Genomic DNA, 20,599 nt, shown 5'->3' with positions numbered 1-20,599 from the left:
TACAGTGACGGTACATCCTGACGGCTGAATATGCCGTGCGGGTTTTCCGCCCTAATAGAGAGGAAGAGATTCATGCTCGTACGCTTTGGTTACGTGGCAATGTCCGTGCTTATAGAGAACGCCTCGCCTTCCCGGACCATGACCATGTCGAGTTTTAACAAAATCGATGACAGGGAAGCAGCGATCCGCAAGCTCGAACGGATTGCAGCCGAGAACCTGCACAATACATTACGTTTGCTCAGGCACAACAAGGGTAGCCATATTCATGTATATCGCTTCTCTTCCAAATTGATTCCACTGGCAACACACGAGGACCTGAATGACTGGGACCCGTTCCCGGCACTGAAGCAGGACTTTGCGGCCATTGGTGATTTTGTGAAGGAAAATCGTATGCGTGTGTCCTTTCATCCGGATCATTTTACCGTACTTAGTACCCCACGCGAGCAAGTTCTGCACAACTCGATTCGCGACCTTCGTCATCATGTTCGGATGCTGGATGCCATGGGGCTGAATGCCACTGCCAAGAACAATATACATATTGGTGGTGCATACGGGGACAAGCCTTCGGCGGCGCTTCGTTTTGAAGAAAACTTTTTGAAGCTGGATCGGGACATCCAGGAGCGGCTCACACTCGAAAATGATGACAAAACGTTCAATGCGCCTGAGACACTAGCCGTGTGCCAGCGCTTGGGATTGCCCATGGTACTGGATATCCATCACCAGTGGGTGAACAACGAAGGAGAACAGGCATGGGATCTGTGGCCTGATATTTTAAAGACTTGGCAGTCGCCGCTTGCTCAGGCAGATTCACCGGCTGATCAGCCATTGCCACCCAAAATCCACGTCTCTAGTCCGAAGAGTGAGAAGGATCTGCGAGGTCATGCCGATGGTGTGGAGGTAGAGCCTGTGCTCGACTTCTTGCGTCATATCGCAGCAGACACCCCAAGGCTTGACGTGATGATTGAGGCGAAACGCAAGGATGAGGCCCTTGTGCAACTGATGCAGAAGCTGGCATTCTATCACGAAGAGGGTGTGGAGTGGGTGGACGAGTCTACCGTCATCATTCATCCGTAGTGCCAAAAGGGGCCTGGGCAACGAGAAACTTTACGACCTGTGGGGCGTATACTTTTAACAAGTATTTCAACTTTTCGTAGATTGATATAGAAAGTAGAGTGAACGCTTTGAATGAGAAGGAAAAGACACCTTATGTCGTGACAAGCAAAAGCTATACTGCCGTTGCCATTAATGCAGCTTCCAAAGCTGGCGAATGGATCAAAAGCCGTCTTGGGACGGTAGCTGAACTTGGCACCAAATATTCACCCCAAGATCTGGTGACCGAAGTGGATAAAGGAGCGGAGCAGATGATCCGCCGCCTGATTCTTACGCATTTTCCCCACCATGCCATTCTGGGTGAAGAAGGCGTCGAACCGGGACCGGAAGCTTCGGCAAAAGCACTGAAAGAAGCAGAGGAAGAAGAGTTCCTGTGGATTGTTGATCCTGTGGATGGAACGACGAACTTTGTACACGGATTCCCGTTTTATTCGGTGTCCATCGCATTGGCTCACAATGGTGAAGTCATTGTCGGCGTGATCTACGACCCTTCCCGTGATGAAATGTTTGTTGCGGAAAAAGGGAAAGGAGCTTACGTTCATGGAAACCGGATGCTGGTATCTGGTGAAAAGGAATTGGCTCAAAGCCTGATTGCGGTTGGATTCCCGGCAGACACAACCTTTGCGTTGCCACTGAATATGGCCGCTGTGCAGGCTCTTGCTCCGCAAGTTCGTAACTTGCGTGCAGGCGGATCTGCCGCCCTCCATCTGGCATATGTTGCAGCAGGACGTCTCAGCGCCTATACCGAAGTTGGATTGAAACCGTGGGATATTGCCGCAGGTGCGCTGCTGGTTGAAGAATCAGGCGGCAAGGTGACGGATACCATCGGAACACCTTATCAACTGTCTGTGAATCATGTCGTGGCCAGCAATGGCAAAATCCATGATGCACTGACAGATGTGCTGAAGGAAGCGAAAGCTACTGGTCTGGAGTGAGTCTATTCAACTCATCGATGCTTTAATTACTTTTAATTGTACATTAACGGAGGGGACAGAAGGCATCTGAAGAAGCGGAGCGCTCGCCTTTATCACCGGATTTCTACCTTGGAAAAGGGAATCAAAGAAATCTGGGGATAACAGCGATCGGAAGACGGTTCTGTACACGAAGTGAAAGTACAATAGTAATAATTAACGCATGTATGACTTTAATTAAAGGAGCGAAAACAATGGATGAATCCAAAGAACTGGAACGACGGCTCAGTGATATGCTGACGGAAGGGGACATGGAAGAGTCCGGCGACACCGATCAGCGTGAACGCCAGCTGATTCCTCCCAAGTATGAAGTGCGAATCCAGACGGAACGTGATCCAATTGTCGAGGAAACGTTAAAGTACCGGAAGATGGCACGTGAATTGGATGATCGTTATGATCGATATCTGGAGCGAGCTACCGGGAACAAACCGGAGAGCGACAAGGGTCATTCGATTGCTGAAGACTCAAATAAGCCGCAATCTTAACTAATCACTGAACGTCATAGCTGAGCTTAACCAGTAACAGGCTCCCCTTTAGGGAGTCTGTTATTTCATGTGTGCTCTCAGTAGAGAGGACAACACCTACTTTAAAATGATAGAATAGAGTAACACCAACCTATGTCATTGGAATGACCGATGTACTATATATTAGTGAGGTTGTTCAAAAAGTCCGCTTTTGATTACGAAGGATGCCTAACGGCATCATCAGCATCGAATATGGAATTCAGCCGAAATAAGCGGGAGGCTTACGAAGTATGTTTCCGAAGGAAACATTTTGGTTGCTCACGTAGTTTTCCCTACGCTCCGCTACTCCATTTCTAGCTTCATCCCATCTTCTCGGTACTGAAAACCGCCCTTTTTGAACACGTACATTTAGTGTGAAATTATTATAGATTCGCGAAAAGGAGTGTTACTTGAATGAAGCGTAAACGTATATGGGAAAATACAGCTGCCGGTATAACGGTAAGCATGTTGGCAGGAATGCTGCTCTTTACATCATCTGCATTGCCTGCACACGCGGCTGACACCAAAACCGGTGTATTGCCAGCAGGTACAAACGAGACTTCGCTGACGGCGAAGAAAGATGCAGTAGCCGTAACCAAGGAGTTCCGCATCGTCACATTGGGAGATTCCATAACGGTAGGTTATGAGCCCAACACAAAAGAATTGCCTTATGGTTATGTAGAACGTTTGCATGAGCAGGGTTTGCTGCATGGACGTACACAGGTGGACAACTACGGGATTGCCGGATTGAAAACCACTGGCCTGAAAAACTTCACTACTGCAATTAAGGATGGCAAAACACTGACTTCTGAAGCCATTCAACCAAGTCTTCCTGATCCAAGAGCGGGACAGATCGGAGCCAATACTGCTGCAATCCGTGAGAGTGTAGCACAGGCCAATCTGGTTGCAATTACCATTGGGGGAAATGATGTATCTGAGCTTCTCGGTACAGCAGACAAACTGAGTGATCAGGAACTGCAAGCGAAGGTAAAAGAATTACTCGCAACATATACAGCTAATGTTAGTGCAGCGATTAATGATATCCATGAAATTAACCCGACAGCTACAATTGTCATCGCCGACCAGTATCAACCGATGCCAGAAGTAGCAGGCAAGGCACTCTATGCCAAACTGATGGAGGCATCCCAAGGCTTCACACAGACTATTGATGGCATTGCAGCACAATTTACTGCTCAGGGTACCGATGTCAAAGTCGCACACGTCGCCAAGGAGTTTGTTGGTGGTGAAGGCACGATGACACATATGATCAAAGATCGTGATTTCCACCCGAATCAATTTGGATATGCGGCCATTGCCGAAGTATTTGCCAAAACGATCTGGGGAGATTACACCAAGCTGACTGCACCTGCCACAGGTGAACCAATGAATATTATCGTGAGTGGCAAAACATTAAATACACCGTACAAACCGATTATCCGTAACGGCAAAAACTTTGTGGCGATTCAAGACATCGTGAATGCGGTCGGTGCTACTACAGTGTGGGATAACAAAACTTCAACCGCAACCATTGCATATGGAGACCGAAAGGTTGCTGTGAAGATTGGTGCCAATGCTGTGAAGGTAAATGGAGCATCGGTTACCGTGGATACACCTGCATTCCTAAATAAGGTAGGCAAAGAGTCCAAAACATATGTACCACTTGCCATGGTGGCTGAAGGTCTTGGCTTTGATGTGCAGTATGTAGCGAAGCTGAAAACTGTTTTTGTTAACCCGTAAATTGTATTTCATACTTTAACATGATGTTATTCAACAGCCAGAATACCTTGATCTGTTCAAGGTATTCTGGCTGTTTTGTGTTCTTTTTGAGTTGCTGACACAGATGTATACCTTCTCTAATGACCTAAAATGTTGCATAAATATATCTTGTCAGATGACCAATGGATGTGTAAATATGAAAATAACTTACAATAAAACCACTAACCTATAGCATGGCAGGCACCCCTCGCAAGCCAAAGGAGCGCTTAGGATGAACAAAATTAAGAACGCTTTCACAACACTGCCGATTCATCACAAAACGATTCTTCTCATCGGACTTTTGATGTTAATCAGCTTTACGTTTTATGCGTCCGTACTCCGATATGTGTTCAGTATCTATGACCGTCAGATCTATGAGAAATCTTCGCAGGTCCTCAATATGTCCTCGGTAGGTATTGAGAATCAACTACGTGAAGTTTCCAATCTCTCCTTCAAGGTTATGTCAGACGAGCCGCTTCAACAATATTTGCTTCAACTTGAAAAGGCCGAGACGGGATATGAGAGAAATGGTCTGCGCAAGAAAATTACCAACCGATTGGTTGCTTATGCGGGTTCTGAGAAATACGTCTATTCCATGCTATTTATCGATAATGATAATAACGTCATGGCTGCAGGGAACCGGGAAGGGATTTCGGAGTCGAAGCAAAGGGAACTGGTATCGCTGGGAGATCAATATACAGGCTCCAATGTCTGGCACACTAGCGGGGATAAACAAGCCAGGCTTTTATCTGTACGACAGGTGAAATCTTTTACTGGGGGCGCATTTACACTGGATAAGCTCGGGACTCTAATTATCCGAGTGCGTCTGGACCGAATCGTACAGGATCAGATGCAGGAACCCGCAGAGGATTCACAGTTATTGATTTCGGATGGAAAAGAAGTAATCTATCCAACCGAATCTTCGGTAAGTGAAGCTGAGATTGAATCGGAACTGAAGCGTACCCAACCCTATGGAATTGCCATGTTTGAGCAGGGGAGACACTTTGTGGCCCGTGCCAATTCTTCCTACACAGACTGGACGTACCTGTACACCACTCCTTTTGACCAGATGTTTAAAAAAATTCAGTTTGTTAAACAGTTGGTCACGGTTATTTTTATCATGATTTTTCTGGGGGCACTCATAATTGGAGCAAAGTTCTCCCGCAGTATTACCCATCCGATTGCGCAGTTGATCAAAAAGATGCGTAATATCGAAAAAGGTGATCTGGATAAATTGGAGGAAGCTGCCTTAGGTAACGTTCCGATGTCTCCACAGAATGAGGTTGGGCTGCTGCATCGCACATTCAAGATGATGCTTCAGCGGATTCGTGAATTAATTGATGAGAATTATGCGAAGCAACTGGTGATTCGTGAGACTGAGTTGAAAGCGCTTCAAGCACAGATTAATCCTCATTTCCTATACAACACGCTTGAATCCATTAACTGGATGGCCAAAGTACAGAGACAACGTCAGATCTCGGAAATGGTTGAGGCGCTTGGATTCCTGCTGCGCAGCTCTGTGAATATGACGGAGAAGTGGATCACGCTGGAAAGAGAGCTGGACATTGTCCGCAGCTACGTTACAATTCAGCGCACCCGTTTTGAAGAAAGACTGGATTTTGATATGGAAATTGCACCTGAGGTGGGATCAGCACGAATTCCCAAGTTAACATTGCAACCGCTGGTGGAGAACGCCATACATTATGCACTCGAACCAAGCATTGATCCTTGCCGAATTCGAATAAGGGCGAGAGCAGAGGGAGAACAAGTCATTATTGAAGTCGAGGACGATGGTCCAGGGATGACACCGGAATTCCTCGAACAATTACAAGAAGGACGTATACAGACAAGAGGACAGGGCATTGGGTTATCTAACATCCAGGAACGAATCAGGCTGACCTTTGGCGAAGAAGGCAGAATGGTGATGAGCAGCAAGCCCGGATCAGGAACTGTAGTATCGATCAGCATACCTTGGATTAGAGAGGACGATGACGATGTACAAAGTGATGCTCGTAGATGATGAACGTGTCATTCTGGAGGGAATATCCCAAGTGGTCGATTGGGCCGCAGCAGGTACGGAATTAGTGGGTACGGCGCGGAATGGGATTGAAGCGCTGGACAAAATCGGGCAGTCGAAACCCGATATTATCATTACGGATATTTCCATGCCGGGTCTGGATGGTCTGGGACTCATAGAGAAAGCATCCGAAGCATACCCGGGAGTACGGTTCATTATGTTATCTGGTTATAAAGAGTTCGAATACGCCCGTAGAGCGATGCAGTATGGTGTGAAGCATTATTTGCTCAAGCCTTGCAACGAGAATCAGATCCATGATGCGTTAACTGAACTGTTGCAGGAACATCAGGATGCGCAGGTGAAGGAGCATGTCGCTGGTGAGATGAAACAGCGTTTGCAACGGGTCCTTCCCCATGTAAAGGAACAATTTTTGCTGGAGTTCATGACGAACCGAACCTATGGGCCGGTTGATCTGGAATATTACCAGGAGCTGTTTGATCTGGAACTTGAAGATACAGAAGTTCGGTTACTACTGTTCCGAATTGCAGATGAACATGATTACAGTCATTTATTTGCCATCAAAAATATCGCCAGTGATCTGCTCCCACATGTACTGTTAAGCACAACCATTGAAGGTAGACTCTTGATCCTGCTTGCAGATTCAGCTGATCCGGCTGGACTGAACGAGAATATTGAAGAAGTTCGGGCTGCATTTACCAGACTATATAAATTGGAAGTGACCGCTGCACTGAGCGAAGCAGATCGAATGATCCAGTCACGGCGATTATTCCGTGAGGCATTACAATATTTGAATCATCGCTTCTTTATTGGTGAAGGCAAGTTGATTACGAAGAATGATCTGGTTCTGGCCGGAGAATGCGACGGGTTGCATGTAGAACAGGATGCCGAGCAGTTGTGTCAGTTGATCAAATCGGGCAATAGCGAGGAAACAGCCGCAGAGGTGGATCGTCTTTTCGATCTATTATCGGGTCAGCAGTTGGAGATTGAGGTGACACGTTCGTATGTAGTGCAGCTGTACTCGGCGATGATTCATGTCTGTCCGCCTGAAGAGGCAACAGAATTTACTCAGCGTATGGCAGAGTTGCCCCATATGGACACGTTATCTGCTTTGAAGTCTTTTGTAGCGAGCAGTGCAGCCCGGTTAACCTCTGGTTATTATAAAAATCATATAAGTCGCCAGTCTTCAGCCGTGGAGAAGATGATGGACATCGTGGATCGTCATTATGGAGAGGCAGATCTTTCACTCAATGGAGTCGCCCATCAGATGTTATATATGAATCCGGATTACCTCGGTAAAATTTTCAAAAAAGTCACGGGAGAGAATTTCTCCAACTACGTGAATCGTCTGCGCATTGAACGAGCATGTGATCATATTCGCAGAGGCGGGGATGTGAAGGTATTCGAGCTTGCGGAATTATTCGGATTCGGCGGTAATTCACAGTATTTCAGTCAGGTGTTCAAAAAATGGACGGGGATGACACCTACGGAATTCCGCAGGATCGGCATATAACAATGGGCTACCAATCATGTGATTCTTGTCTGGGGAGGACGAACAGCGCCGAGAGGGGGACTGTTGTCCTCCTCTGTTTTTTGAACCAACAAGACGGTTTTGTGTATTCAACTCTGGTCGTACATTTGCGAAAATGACATTAACAAGTTTGTGAAAGCGTTATCAGAAACGAGAAGATAACTCTTTCATACAACCATATCAACATAAAAGGGGAGATTGGCATGGTGAAAAAGGCAATATTCCTAATGATGGCTGCTTTGCTCGTGTTTACAGCGGCATGTAGCTCAGGTGGAGGAACTGAAGGAGCATCTGGAGATGACTCAGTTACCCTGCGGATCGCTTGGTGGGGCTCGGATGCAAGGCATGAATATACACAGAAGGTCATCGACCTGTACAAATCGAAAAACCCGAATGTCAAAATCGACGTGGAATATGCTTCATTTGATGACTACTGGAAAAAGCTCGCACCACAAGCAGCGGCAAATCAGTTGCCTGACATCGTTCAGATGGATATTTCCTACATCAGCCAATATGCACAGAATGGTCAGCTTGAGGATCTAGCGCCTTATCTGGGCAACCAGATCAAAGTGGACGATGTGTCCGAGAATGTTATCAGCACAGGTGTAATTAACGGTAAACAATACGGTGTACCTGCCGGTGTTAACGTTCTGGGCTTCCAATATGATCCGGCATTGCTTAAAAAAGCAGGCGTGGATGCAATCCCTGACAATATGACTTGGGAATCATACGAAGCACTGGGTAAACAAACCGCAGAGAAAGGTCTGTATTTGGATGGAGGGATAGCTCCGGATATTTTCTTCCACTACTTCCTGCGTACCAAAGGACATTCCCTCTACAATGCAGAAGGAACTGGTCTTGGTTATGATGATGACCAATTGTTTGTGGAATTCTTCGGACTTATGCGCCGCATGATTGAGCAGGGCGCAGCACCTACACCGGATGTAGCCAACCAAACCAAAGGCATTATTGAGGAATCGGATCTGGTGAAGGAAAAAGGAATCGGCGTATGGCAATGGTCCAACCAGTTCGTAGCCTTGCAACAGGTAGCGAACCGTCCGCTCGAAATTGCTCCAATGCCAGGACCAGATATGGAAAAAGGACTTTATATGCAGCCAAGTATGTACTGGGGTGTGACGTCCAACTCCAAAGTGAAGGAAGAAGCGGCTAAATTCATTGATTTCTGGGTGAATGACGTGGAAGCCAACAAACTGATCAAAGGTGAGCGCGGTGTACCAATCTCAGGAGCAATCAAAGAAGCTATCGCACCTGAGCTGAGTGACGCAACGAAACAGGTCTTTGAATTCGTAGCAGCCATGGAGCCAAAGGCTTCACCAATGAGTTCTCCGCCACCGGTTGGTTCACCGGAAGTAATCTCTGCTCTGGCAGATGTAGTTGAAGAGTTGAACTTTGGCAAAATTACACCTGAACAGGCAGCAGAAACATTCCGCAAGAACGCCGAATCTGTACTTGCGAACAATAAATAACAGTTGAATGATGGCTTGCTCGTCCCACTTCAGGGATGGTCGGGAATGGGGCTACTCGCGAATGCGAGGGCCTTTCCCCGTCCAGATGACCGAAGCAAGGATGAGGGAGCAAGCTGATCCATGAAGGAGGTTCGTTCCATTGAGGCAGTATTCGTCGTTACGTAGAAACTTAACCGGATATGCGTTCATAAGCCCGTTTATTATTGGATTCCTGGGCTTCACACTGATCCCCATGTTTGTGTCCTTATATATGTCGTTTACGAGTTATAACTTGTTCACTTCTCCGCGGTGGATTGGGCTCGATAACTACACCAAAATGTTTTTTGATGACCCGAAATATTGGAACTCGGTCAAAGTGACGTTTCTGTATGTATTCATTGGGGTACCGTTAAGGTTGATCTTTGCCCTCTTCGTAGCGATGGTCCTGAACACTGGCTCTCGTATGATTGGAACGTACCGGACGCTGTATTACCTGCCATCCATTATCGGTGGTAGTGTGGCTGTATCCATCATGTGGCGTAACCTCTTCAGTAATGAAGGTGTTATCAACAGTGCTCTAACGGCAATTGGGATCGGGCCTATCAGCTGGTTTGGTGACCCGAATGCGTCCCTCGTTATGCTTATCTCACTGTCTGTGTGGCAGTTCGGTTCGTCCATGCTGATCTTCCTGGCTGGCCTCAAAAATATCCCCACTGAGATGTACGAGGCAGCAGGTGTAGATGGTGCAAATCCTATTCGGAAATTTTTCAGCATTACCTTGCCGCTCCTTAGCCCAATCGTTCTATTCAATATGATTATGCAAACGATTGGTGCATTCATGACGTTTGTACCTGCCTACATTATCTCCAAAGGAGAGGGCGGTCCAATGGATGGTACGATGTTGTACTCTCTGTATCTGTTCCGTCAGGCATTTATGTTTAACAACATGGGTTATGCTTCGGCCATGGCCTGGATCATGCTCATCATGATCGGTATACTCACGGTAGCTGTATTCCTGACATCCAAGTACTGGGTGTTCTACGAATCTGAAGGAGGGAAGTAACGATGGTTTGGAGAAATGTGAAATGGCCCATTTATCACCTGTTCGTTGCAGCTCTTGCCCTCCTGATGCTCTATCCCGTCCTATGGATGCTATTCAGTTCATTCAAGGAAAGCCGTACGATTTTCGTCACAGCGGATACCCTGTTTCCTGCGGAGTGGATCTGGAGCAACTATGTGGATGGCTGGAAAGGCACAGCTGGAAGACCGTTTATGGATTACATCACCAACTCACTGGTAATTGTGGTTATTTCCACCATCGGTGCTGTAATATCGTCATCGCTGATCGCTTTCGGTTTTGCCAGACTGAATTTCAAGGGACGCACGTTTTGGTTCTCCTTGATGATGTTAACACTGATGTTGCCACATGACGTGGTATTGGTTCCTCAGTACATCATCTTCACGAAGCTGGGTTGGCTGAATACAATTCTTCCAATCGTTGTCCCTACATTTTTCGGAATGCCCTTCTTCATCTTCCTGATGGTGCAGTTCATACGAACGATTCCGAAGGAGCTGGATGAGGCTGCAACCATCGATGGATGTAACAAATTCAGGCTGTATATTCAGATCATTATGCCTCTGATCAAGTCTTCTCTGGCAACTGCAGCGATTTTCTCCTTCTACTGGAGATGGGAGGATCTGCTCGGTCCGGTATTGTACCTGAACTCGCCTGAAAAATATACCGTATCCATGGCGTTGAAAATGTTCCTGGATAGCGAGTCTGCTTCCAACTGGGGCGCAATGTTCGCCATGTCCATCGTCAGTCTGGTTCCGGTTGTAGCTGTGTTCTTCATCTTCCAGAAACAAATTGTTCAAGGGATGAGCACCAGCGGATTGAAAGGATAAGCCAGATTACTGTATCTTCGTATCTTCGCCCGAATGAACGTTTACGAAAGTTAACCAAGGAGGTTATCGCTTTTGAATAAAGCTCAGGGTAGTCAGGCCGTTGCCATGGAGGCAGCGGCAGAGGGCCAGGTAGTGTCCGTGACCAGCTGGAAGTTTAACTTTGGACCGGACTCGGGAAGAGTAGATGAGACAGGGGATTATCTGAAAGTAACTGCAACAACCGCATATGAGGAACGCGGAGGATACGGATTCGAGGCGGGATCTCTGGTGTATGAGAAACAACGCATTCGTGATGACGATGTGTCGGATCCCACGAAACAACATCATATCAATCCGGGGCAGACAACCATGTCTGCTCGATTGCGTTCAGGCTTCTGTATTCCGCTCAAAGCATCGTTCATCGTGGATGTTCCCGACGGAACCTACCAAGTATTACTCGTTGCAGGTGATGAATTGGCTGAGACAGTGACCCGCGTGAAAGCTGGTGAGGGTAGACTTGTACTGCCAACCATTCGCACACTTCCCGGACAATGTGCAGAGGTGCGATTCTCGGTCGTTGTTCGCGGCGGCAGATTTCGTCTGTCATTCTCTGGTCCTGCACCGAGAATCAATGCGTTAGAGATTACTCTTGCGAATCAGACCATGACTGTATTTCTTGCCGGGGATTCTACCGTAACGGATCAGCAGGAAAGTGGATATCCGTATTGCGGTTGGGGCCAGTTATTGCCAGCGCAGTTCAAACATGATGTGGCAGTAGATAATCACGCCCAGTCAGGGCGCAGTTCCCGCAGTTTTATTAATGAAGGCAGACTCAGCGCCATTCTGGAGCGAATCAAGCCTGAAGATTTTTTGTTTATTCAATTTGGACATAACGATGAGAAGCCGGACCCCGAACGTGGGACGGACCCATTCACAACATATAAGGAATATTTGAAAAAGTATATCGACGCTGCCCGGGAAGCCAAGGCTCGTCCGGTGCTCATCACCCCGGTGCATCGTCGCTATTTTGCGGATGATGGCACTTTGACCGATACGCATGGCGATTATATCGTCGCCATGCGTGAGCTGGCGGAAGAGGAAGATGTTCCACTGATCCATCTGGCTGAGCGCAGCCGTCTTCTGTTCGAGCAGGCGGGCGTTGAAGGCACCAAGGACGACTTTATGTGGGTACTGCCAGGCGAGTATGTGAACTTCCCCTCAGGCGTGGAGGATAACACGCATTTTCAGGAACGAGGTGCCCGCCGCCTTGCCCAGCAGGTGGCAGAAGCCATCCGCGAGTTGCAATTGCAACCGTTGCAGATGTATCTGCGGTAGGTTCATGCCCTAAATAATTAAGCAAGTTAAACGAAGTAACGAGCCAGCAAAAGTTGCCCAGCGAAAGAGCGAAGGCAATAATCTTAAAAAAAACAGGGCGGAATCGGGTAGAGGGAGCGAAGCGTCCGCCTTTGGAGCGGGATTTCCCCTGCTGAGGGGGGATGAATAGAAATCCCGAGCCAACAGCGGCCCGCAGCCCGATCTGCCCACCGAAGCGACTGCCCCGCAGCTATTCAGGGTTTAAAAGCTGTAGCGAGTTAAACGAAGTAACGAGCCAGTAAAGTTGCCCAGCCAATAGCGAAGGCAATAAACTTTTAAAAAACAAGCGAGCGTAGCAGCGGAGGAGGGCGGAATCGGGTAGAGGGAGCGAAGCGTCCGCCTTTGGAGCGGGATTTCCCCTGCTGAGGGGGAATGAATAGAAATCCCGAGCCAACAGCGGCCTGTAGCCCGATCCGCCCGCCGAAGCGACTGCCCCGCAGCTATTCAGGGTTTAAAAGCTGTAGCAAGTTAAACAAAGTAACGAGCCAGCAAAAGTTGCCCAGCGAATAGCGAAGGCAATAATCTTTTAAAAAACAGGTGAGCGTAGCAGCGAAGAAGGGCGGAATCGGGTAGAGGGAGCGAAGCGTCCGCCTTTGGAGCGGGATTTCCCCTGCTGAGGGGGAATTGAATAGAAATCCCGAGCCAACAGCGGCCTGTAGCCCGATCCGTCCGCCGAAGCGGCTGCCCCGCAGCTATTCAGGGTTTAAAAGCTGTAGCAAGTTAAACGAAGTAACGAGCCAGCAAAGGTTGCCCAGCGAAAGAGCGAAGGCAATAATCTTAAAAAAAACAGGCGAGCGTAGCAGCGGAGGAGGGCAGAATCGGGTAGAGGGAGCGAAGCGTCCGCCTTTGGAGCGGGATTTCCCCTGCTGAGGGGAAATGAATAGAAATCCCGAGCCAACAGCGGCCTGTAGCCCGATCCGTCCGCCGAAGCGACTGCCCTGCGAGCTATTCAGGGTTTAAAAGCTGTAGCGAGTTAAACAAAGTAACGAGCCAGCAAAAGTTGCCCAGCGAATAGCGAAGGCAATAATCTTTTAAAAAACAGGCGAGCGTAGCAGCGAAGAAGGGCGGAATCGGGTAGAGGGAGCGAAGCGTCCGCCTTTGGAGCGGGATTTCCCCTGCTGAGGGGGAATTGAATAGAAATCCCGAGCCAACAGCGGCCTGTAGCCCGATCCGTCCGCCGAAGCGGCTGCCCCGCGAGCCCATTTATTTTTTACCTATATTGCACTCGCAAAAAAAGGAGGATGTATTTCAATGACACCTGACCAGACAGAATCAGGCACATCTGCCCGTAAGAATGTTTCAGCAGCGACAGGTCACACCTACTGGGTCATTCCGGATGGCTACATCCCGCCTGAGAGCAGCGGCACACTGGAGAGTCACGAAAGCATCTGTGTACTGAACACCAGTGCAACGGATGCGGAGCTGCACATCACGATTTACTTTGAAGATAGAGAACCACTCGAAGGTATTGACGCTGAAGTGCCAGCAAGAAGGACGAAGCATATTCGCACTGCATCGCTACGATCCGGGGAGCAGACTATTCCTACGGGCGTACCTTATGCAATTACGGTTTCGAGCAACATCCCCGTTATCATCCAGTACAGTCGTTTGGACACGACCCAGCCTGAATTGGCTTTGATGAGTGTCATGGCGTATCCATTAGGATAACTTCCCTAATCGACAACATAGTTGGAGATGGTAAGAAGCCCCGTAACCTTGCATCCAATGCAGGCACGGGGCTTCTTTTTCTTCATTTAATCGCTGTATTTATACGTGCTCGCATTAAGGATATCCACATGGACCTCTACTTTGCCGAGCTTGAAACGCTCCAGGGGGTCAGCACGTTGGGAGACCTCTTGTTGCCATAAGGGCAGATTGTGGCGATAGAGGTGTTCCACGAGACCGTATGAATCGATCTTGCGTGACTTGGTTTTTTCGAACGTATCTCGGATTTGGGATTCGATTTGTTTCTCCGCTTCCTGTTCCATGGCATGTGGAGACCGAGGAGCCCCATGATCTTCGGTGATGGAGCTTTTGACCGAGGTAACCAGATCGAATGTGACGCCGTCTCCTTGTTTCCTTGCCTTGATTCTAGTCTTGGGATGACGAAGCATCAGGGTTAGATCAGGAGTCTTCCCACCATTTCCATACACGTACAATGGATATTGATGAACACGCTCATATTTTACGTATCTTGTACCATCTGTGTCTGCTCCTGCAACTCTACCCTGACTTTTGCCATTGGAAATGACATAAAACCCATCCATTCTAACAAGGGGGGGCGTTTTATCGCCGTTGAACCAGGTCTCGTTTCTCGTTGATACCGAGGGTAAAAGAACGACGGAAGCCGGCTCCCGTAGTCCATCGAGAAGCTGATGGAGCCGGATAGGTTCGAAACCGGAATGCTGTTTGTATAGCCTCATGGGCTCGAATAACTCAATCGTCTGGGCAGATTGGTTCAGCAGCGCAGATGGGGAGAGCACATCCGGAATGTTCTGCTCTGTCGCGTAAATCCAGGGTGTATATCTCAGTTGACCTGAATGCAGCAACGTATTAAATATATCCTCCAGCTTCCCTTCCAGAGCATTTTTCGATAAAACAATGGCTTTAACATGAGTCCAGAGCGTTTGCTGCTGTGATGTTTCATACAAGTCGTTAATAGCCATGCTCAGTGTTGAACCTTCGCCCCGTCCAATCCAGATATCCCTTGTTTCCCGGGAAGTTGGCGTTTCCTGTTTTGCAATACTGGAGAAGTCAATCAACTGGGCATACGCAATATATTGGTTGTCCACATAGTCTATTCCAATGGCCGTGATGAAGTTAATACTTTGCACCTCTTTGGAATCCCAGCATCCCGTTAGCAGGATCAAGCACCCCGCAAGTAGGCCACTCATGGACATCCATCTGGTCATGACCGTTTTCTCCAGCGAGTGGAATCTTGGGTGTGAAGTGCTTCTGGACGCTTGTTTTTTTTCATGGAAGGGGGCATGGATACGGCCTGAGTGAAGTCTCCTGGAATGTAGGGAGATACGGGTGACAGATAGGATACGCCATAACACTCCAACGATACGAGGTGTACCAACAGAGCGAACAGTCCGATCATAAATCCAAATAATCCAAGGATCGAAGAAATAATGAGCATTCCGATACGAATTTGTGCAGTAGCCCCGCTGAGCACGGTATTCACGAGAATATAGCTGGAGATGACTGAGATCGCTACCGTAACTATGATGGTGGGCGATGTAATCCCGGCACGAATGGCTGCATCCCCGATGATAAGTCCGCCGACCACGCTGACCGTCTGCCCTAACGCACGTGGTAACCGCCGACCGGCTTCGTTAAATAGCTCGAACATAAAAATCATTAAAAAGGCTTCCAGCGTCACCGGCATGGGCAGGCCCATTCTAGTACCAGCAATTGTAGCCAAGAGAGGTAGCGGAATCTGTTCCACATTGAAACTGGTCAGGCCGATGTAGAAGGCTGGGAAGAAACAGGCAATCAGCAGACCGGAAATACGCAAAATCCGTTCGAAGGTAACGATGAAAAAAGGTGTGCTTTTGTCTTCCGGGGACTTCAACTGATTGAAAAGTGTAGTTGGTGCGATGACCGCCACAGGAGAACCTTCAATGAGAACGGCAAAACGTCCATTTAACAGGGAATCGACGACAAAATCAGGACGTTCAGTATTATCTGTGAGTGGAAAAATACTCCGAATCCCTCCCATGACAGCTCGCTCCATGATTGAGGTACCCAGAATGCCGTCAATCTCAATCTGATCCAGATTGTGTTGTGCTTCTTTCAGAATGTCTGGATTAATAATATCTTTCACATATAGAAGTCCAATGGCAGTTTGGGTGCGACCACCTTTGACATATTTCTCATAACACATCGAAGATGTTTTCATTCGTTTGCGAATAAGGGCCACGTTGGTAGTGAGTTCTTCGGTGAATCCATCGCGCGGGCCTTTAACTGATGTTTCAATGGCTGATTCTTCTGGACTGCGTCCCGGGATATCAGCGATATCCAGACTGCAGGCCTGCACACCATTACCAAAAATGATCAGTAGTTGTCCACTAAAAATCAAAAGATTAAGTTTCTTGGAATCAGTGAGATCCTCAATCGGATTTAAGGTTAATCCCAGTTCGTGGGGATGTGATTCCTCAATGATCAGGGAGTGTTGTTCCAGACGGGGAATAATAAATTGATTGATTTGTTTGCCGTCGACCAGTCCTTCGCAATAGAGCAAAATGACTGGCTGATCGGATTCATCTTTGACAGGAAAGGTCTGAATAACAACATCTGCGCATGGATTGAACTGCTCTTTCAAAGAGGCAAGCAGTGTTTCATGGGACGTGGTGTCAATCGCTTGATGCTCCATGATGTTTCCTCCTCTGATGGCGTGAATGGATAAAGGCAACCGTCGTCGCGATAATCGCAAGTCCGCTCAGATACAAGAGATTGAACGGAAATATGTATTCGACCAGAAGCTTTTCGAAGGTCATATCATCCAGAGGATACAACATAGTTAGAATAAAGAAGACACCTAACGAGATACAACTGATAAGCCTTCTGGTAGAGCTCTTAATATTCCATATTTCTACTACAATATACATGGCGAGACTAATCCGGGTGAACGAGCCTGCGAGCCATTGGTAGATGGAAAAGAAGTCGGTTTGGGCGATGTATTTGCCCAAGGAGGCAATTCGCCATTCTTCAAAGGCGGGATATCTCATTTTGGCAGCCTCAAAAGGATCGAATTCCACAATCGCCCCGATGAGTGGGCCGACAGTCAGTCCCACAAGAATGAGTGCGAGCATCAGATACTGCCATACACGTATACGTTTGGAGAGATGAGGCTGGATATACCAGATGAACAGCAGTTCAAACATGCCTGCAAGACTGTAAATCATGCCATTCAGCACCGGATGCCAGCCATGTTCTAACACAGGCAGGAGACGGCTATAATCCTTGTATTGAGTGTTCACAATTGCAACATAGAAGCCCAGCAGTACCACTAGTGGAAGGATCAATCCTGCCGTAAATGCCAGTGAGCGGATACCTTTATATGCCCCATAGGCACAGAGAGACATGATGGCAATACTGGTTACCAGAATTGGCGTTTCTGTCAGATAATTTGTTTTGGCCCAAGTGGTGGTATCGTGCAGGGTGAAATAGATTGCGCTCAGAAAAAAGAGGCTGTTCCCAACTCGAAATAACATGCCAATGGGCTTGCCGAGACGGGATGTTAACCATTCATGCAAGGTTTGATGCTGGAGGAAACGAGAGACATAAGCGAGCATTAGCGCAAATATCAGAAATGGTCCGGCTGATAACAGGACGGAAATCCAAGAATCCCTTTTGGCCGCAGCCAAAAGGGCAGGAATAATTAGAACATGGCTGATCAAGCCAACGGACAACATGATCAACATCATAGCTTGTAAAAAAGAAGGTTGTGTTCGTTTCATGCTGAGGGGTCTCCTTTTCCCGATAGACTGTCCTCAGCAGTGTTAACGGGATTGGAGCGCTTCATACTGTCAGTCAAAATAACGAATACCCATGGCTTCTCTTACCTCTAACATCGTTTCCCGGGCCGCTTTCCTGGCCTCACGGGTACCCTCGATAAGAATCTCTTTCACTTGATCATCACGCTGTTCATAATAATTCCGTCGTTCGCGAAAAGGAGCAAGCAGATCATTGATGGCTTCACCTGCGATCTGTTTACAATCTTTGCATCCAATCCGCCCCTGACTGCAACCGGCATGTATTTCGTCTGCGTTCTCCTTGCGGAAAAGCTGATGATAGGCAAAAACAGGGCAGATATCCGGGTGTCCTGGATCAGAACGATGGATGCGGGCAGGATCAGTCTTGGCCTTGATCAATTTGGCTTTTACATCTTCAGGACTTGCATTTAATGAGATCGCATTCCCCATGCTTTTGCTCATCTTACCAACGCCATCCAGTCCTCCAAGCCGCTCTCCGGTCAAAATGCGGGGTTCGGGGAGAATGGGAGCGTATAACTCGTTGAACCGGCGAACCAATTTTCGTGCTGTCTCAATGTGAGGAATCTGATCTTCCCCTGCCGGAACAAGGGTGGCTTTACAGAATGCAATATCAGCAGCCTGACTGACCGGATATCCAAGAAATCCGTAGTACAGGTCGGTATATCCGCGATCACGTGCTTCGCTCTTGATGGTCGGATTATGCCGGAGTGTATTGACGGTAACAAACATGGAGAAGATCACAGTCAATTCCGCAATTTCCGGAATCATGGATTGAATGAACAGGGTAGCTTTGTTCGGATCAATGCCTACGGCGAGGTAATCAAGCGTGACTTGATGAACACTATCTGAAATCAGGCCAGGTTGATCATAGTGGGTGGTGAGTGCCTGAACATCTGCCAGTAAAATATAGGTTTTGTACTCTTCCTGCAATTGTACCCGACTGCGCAGGCTGCCTACGTAATGGCCGAGATGAAGTTGTCCGGTAGTCCGATCTCCTGTCAAAATAATATCCTTGTTTTTGTTCATGGTTTATTCTCCTTTGGTTTTGTGATTTTTCAACATTGAGCTGTCGCCACCAGCCGTCTTCCACGACCATCACCTCCTTTCAGCCTGCAAAAAAATCAAAAAAGCTTCGTCTTTTATCCCATTCCCCGGTTGGGAACAGAATAAAGGACGAAGCTTGTGCCTCGCGGTGCCACCTTCATTGGCCGCTCTGTTGCGGCCCACTTGAGGGATACGGATGAGGTATCTACCAGGAGCTCTTTTATGAGCTTCCATGCCTATCGATATCCTGTCCATGGATAACGGCTGGACATGCCGCCTCGCCTACTGAAAGTGTGTATTCCTAGGAACGGATACAGACTTGGTTCAACTTGGAACTCCGAAGCCCATTTCCACATATCCGATGCACCGACTCCCACCAGCCGCCGGCTCTCTGTAGCATCCTGACATATGTACTTCTCTTCATCATCGTGGATAACAAATGTTTACAATTTCCAGAATTATATCACGCTTTGATTCCACTGACCAGCCTATGTTTGCGACCACTCATATTGGTGCCAAGCACACCAGCGATAATCAACAATGCACCAATATAGTGGTAGCTACCCACTGGTTCATGCAATATCCATGCACCTCCTACGATGGAGATGAGCGTGGACAGATTGCTGAATACACTCATTTGCGAAGCCTCCAGATGGGTCAGAGCATAGCTCGCGAGCAGGGTGGAGATCATGGTGGAGAGAATTGCCAGATAAGCGAGCGCACCCAGATAGGATGTATCTCCAAGTGGTTTGATGTAGTCCATCATGGAACCGCTGGAAGCATGACGGATCAGGGAAGCGGCGTTAAATACAATACAGCCAACCATTAATGTGACCCATGTTAGTTCCATTGGTTTGTACTTCTGGGTTAATGGTCTTGCAAGCACACCATACCCTGCAAAACAGACTGTGGATAACAGCAATAATGCAATGCCTTTCAGGTTACCTATAGACATGCCGCTTCCTTGCATTATGAAGATAAAAACTACTCCAGCGACAGACAGAAGCAGGTACATCTTCTGCATCGTGGATGTGCGTTCCTTCAGGAAAACTGAAGCGAGAACGAGTGTGAATACAGGAGCCATAGCCTGAATAATACCAGCTTCCGATGAGTTGGAAGATACAAGTCCAAAGGCTTGAAAGGCAAAAAATAAAACGGGAGATAACAGCCCCAGTGGAATAATTCTCCACAGATCACGAAGGCTAAGTCGAATTTTGATCCAGCCAAAAATGATAGGAATGCTGACAACGATCAACGACAGCGCGAATCGGTGGGCAAGCACATCAATCGGATGTGCAACAGTGACGGTCATTTTAACAAATAGAAAAGATAGACCTATAATAGCTGCGTACAGTATAGCTGCGATATAAGCATATCCCCGAGTGTGTGTTGTGTTCATGAATGCTCCTCCAATACAGTAGTCAT

At 47.7% G+C, this 20,599-nt stretch carries 16 protein-coding genes and 1 other annotated feature; of the genes, 11 read left to right on the top strand and 5 right to left on the bottom strand.

Going from position 1 to position 20,599, the window contains the following annotated elements; translation table 11 throughout:
* The first annotated feature begins 72 nt into the window (after positions 1-72).
* From uvsE to MKX68_RS07565, 11 genes are all read left to right on the top strand, one after another.
* Positions 73-1,074, top strand: coding sequence for a UV DNA damage repair endonuclease UvsE (gene uvsE / locus MKX68_RS07615; protein ID WP_338590714.1), 1,002 nt, complete (start codon positions 73-75; stop codon positions 1,072-1,074).
* Between the two features lie 107 nt (positions 1,075-1,181).
* Positions 1,182-2,045: an inositol monophosphatase family protein gene (locus MKX68_RS07610; protein WP_445259506.1), complete on the top strand. Its 864-nt coding sequence runs from the start codon at positions 1,182-1,184 to the stop codon at positions 2,043-2,045.
* A 230-nt stretch (positions 2,046-2,275) separates the two neighbouring features.
* Positions 2,276-2,566, top strand: coding sequence for a hypothetical protein (locus tag MKX68_RS07605; protein WP_340910568.1), 291 nt, complete (start codon positions 2,276-2,278; stop codon positions 2,564-2,566).
* Between the two features lie 432 nt (positions 2,567-2,998).
* A complete protein-coding gene (locus tag MKX68_RS07600; RefSeq protein WP_340910566.1) occupies positions 2,999-4,321 on the top strand; it encodes a stalk domain-containing protein in 1,323 nt (440 codons plus the stop codon).
* A gap of 250 nt (positions 4,322-4,571) precedes the next feature.
* The gene (locus MKX68_RS07595) at positions 4,572-6,359 is read left to right on the top strand and encodes a sensor histidine kinase (protein ID WP_340910564.1); all 1,788 of its coding nucleotides are present in this window, start codon (positions 4,572-4,574) and stop codon (positions 6,357-6,359) included.
* A complete protein-coding gene (locus tag MKX68_RS07590; RefSeq protein WP_338590724.1) occupies positions 6,334-7,887 on the top strand; it encodes a response regulator in 1,554 nt (517 codons plus the stop codon). The genes MKX68_RS07595 and MKX68_RS07590 overlap by 26 nt, the downstream gene beginning before the upstream one ends.
* A 221-nt stretch (positions 7,888-8,108) precedes the next feature.
* Positions 8,109-9,392 carry an ABC transporter substrate-binding protein gene (locus MKX68_RS07585; protein ID WP_338590726.1) on the top strand — a complete coding sequence of 428 codons (1,284 nt, stop codon included), beginning with the start codon at positions 8,109-8,111 and terminating at the stop codon, positions 9,390-9,392.
* A 139-nt stretch (positions 9,393-9,531) separates the two neighbouring features.
* Positions 9,532-10,434: a carbohydrate ABC transporter permease gene (locus MKX68_RS07580; RefSeq protein ID WP_047841423.1), complete on the top strand. Its 903-nt coding sequence runs from the start codon at positions 9,532-9,534 to the stop codon at positions 10,432-10,434.
* Positions 10,435-10,436: 2 nt separating this feature from the next.
* Positions 10,437-11,276: a carbohydrate ABC transporter permease gene (locus MKX68_RS07575; protein WP_338590729.1), complete on the top strand. Its 840-nt coding sequence runs from the start codon at positions 10,437-10,439 to the stop codon at positions 11,274-11,276.
* Positions 11,277-11,381: 105 nt separating this feature from the next.
* Positions 11,382-12,590: a rhamnogalacturonan acetylesterase gene (locus MKX68_RS07570; RefSeq protein WP_445671111.1), complete on the top strand. Its 1,209-nt coding sequence runs from the start codon at positions 11,382-11,384 to the stop codon at positions 12,588-12,590.
* Positions 12,591-13,880: 1,290 nt separating this feature from the next.
* Positions 13,881-14,297, top strand: coding sequence for a sensory rhodopsin transducer (locus MKX68_RS07565; RefSeq protein ID WP_340910556.1), 417 nt, complete (start codon positions 13,881-13,883; stop codon positions 14,295-14,297).
* Positions 14,298-14,383: 86 nt separating this feature from the next.
* On the opposite strand, the gene MKX68_RS07560 is transcribed toward MKX68_RS07565, so the two are convergent.
* The 5 genes from MKX68_RS07560 to MKX68_RS07540 form a co-directional block, all read right to left on the bottom strand.
* Positions 14,384-15,541 (bottom strand): Ger(x)C family spore germination protein, encoded by a 1,158-nt coding sequence (locus MKX68_RS07560; RefSeq protein ID WP_340910554.1) that lies wholly within the window; start codon positions 15,539-15,541, stop codon positions 14,384-14,386.
* On the bottom strand, positions 15,538-17,007 hold the full coding sequence (locus MKX68_RS07555; RefSeq protein WP_289391102.1) for a spore germination protein: 1,470 nt from the start codon (positions 17,005-17,007) through the stop codon (positions 15,538-15,540). The genes MKX68_RS07560 and MKX68_RS07555 overlap by 4 nt, the downstream gene beginning before the upstream one ends.
* Positions 16,988-18,094, bottom strand: coding sequence for a GerAB/ArcD/ProY family transporter (locus tag MKX68_RS07550; RefSeq protein ID WP_338590738.1), 1,107 nt, complete (start codon positions 18,092-18,094; stop codon positions 16,988-16,990). Before MKX68_RS07550 ends, MKX68_RS07555 begins: the two co-directional genes overlap by 20 nt.
* A 69-nt stretch (positions 18,095-18,163) precedes the next feature.
* Positions 18,164-19,156, bottom strand: a complete 993-nt coding sequence (gene trpS / locus MKX68_RS07545; RefSeq protein WP_338590740.1) for a tryptophan--tRNA ligase — start codon at positions 19,154-19,156, stop codon at positions 18,164-18,166.
* Between the two features lie 140 nt (positions 19,157-19,296).
* Positions 19,297-19,610: a binding site (T-box leader), on the bottom strand.
* 27 nt (positions 19,611-19,637) lie between these two features.
* A complete protein-coding gene (locus MKX68_RS07540) occupies positions 19,638-20,573 on the bottom strand; it encodes a DMT family transporter (RefSeq protein WP_338590742.1) in 936 nt (311 codons plus the stop codon).
* Positions 20,574-20,599 lie beyond the last annotated feature (26 nt).

The organism is Paenibacillus sp. FSL M8-0212, assembly GCF_038004645.1.
Lineage (GTDB): Bacteria > Bacillota > Bacilli > Paenibacillales > Paenibacillaceae > Paenibacillus.
Note: the sequence above shows the minus strand (reverse complement) of the source record. Positions and strands in the feature narration are given on the sequence as shown.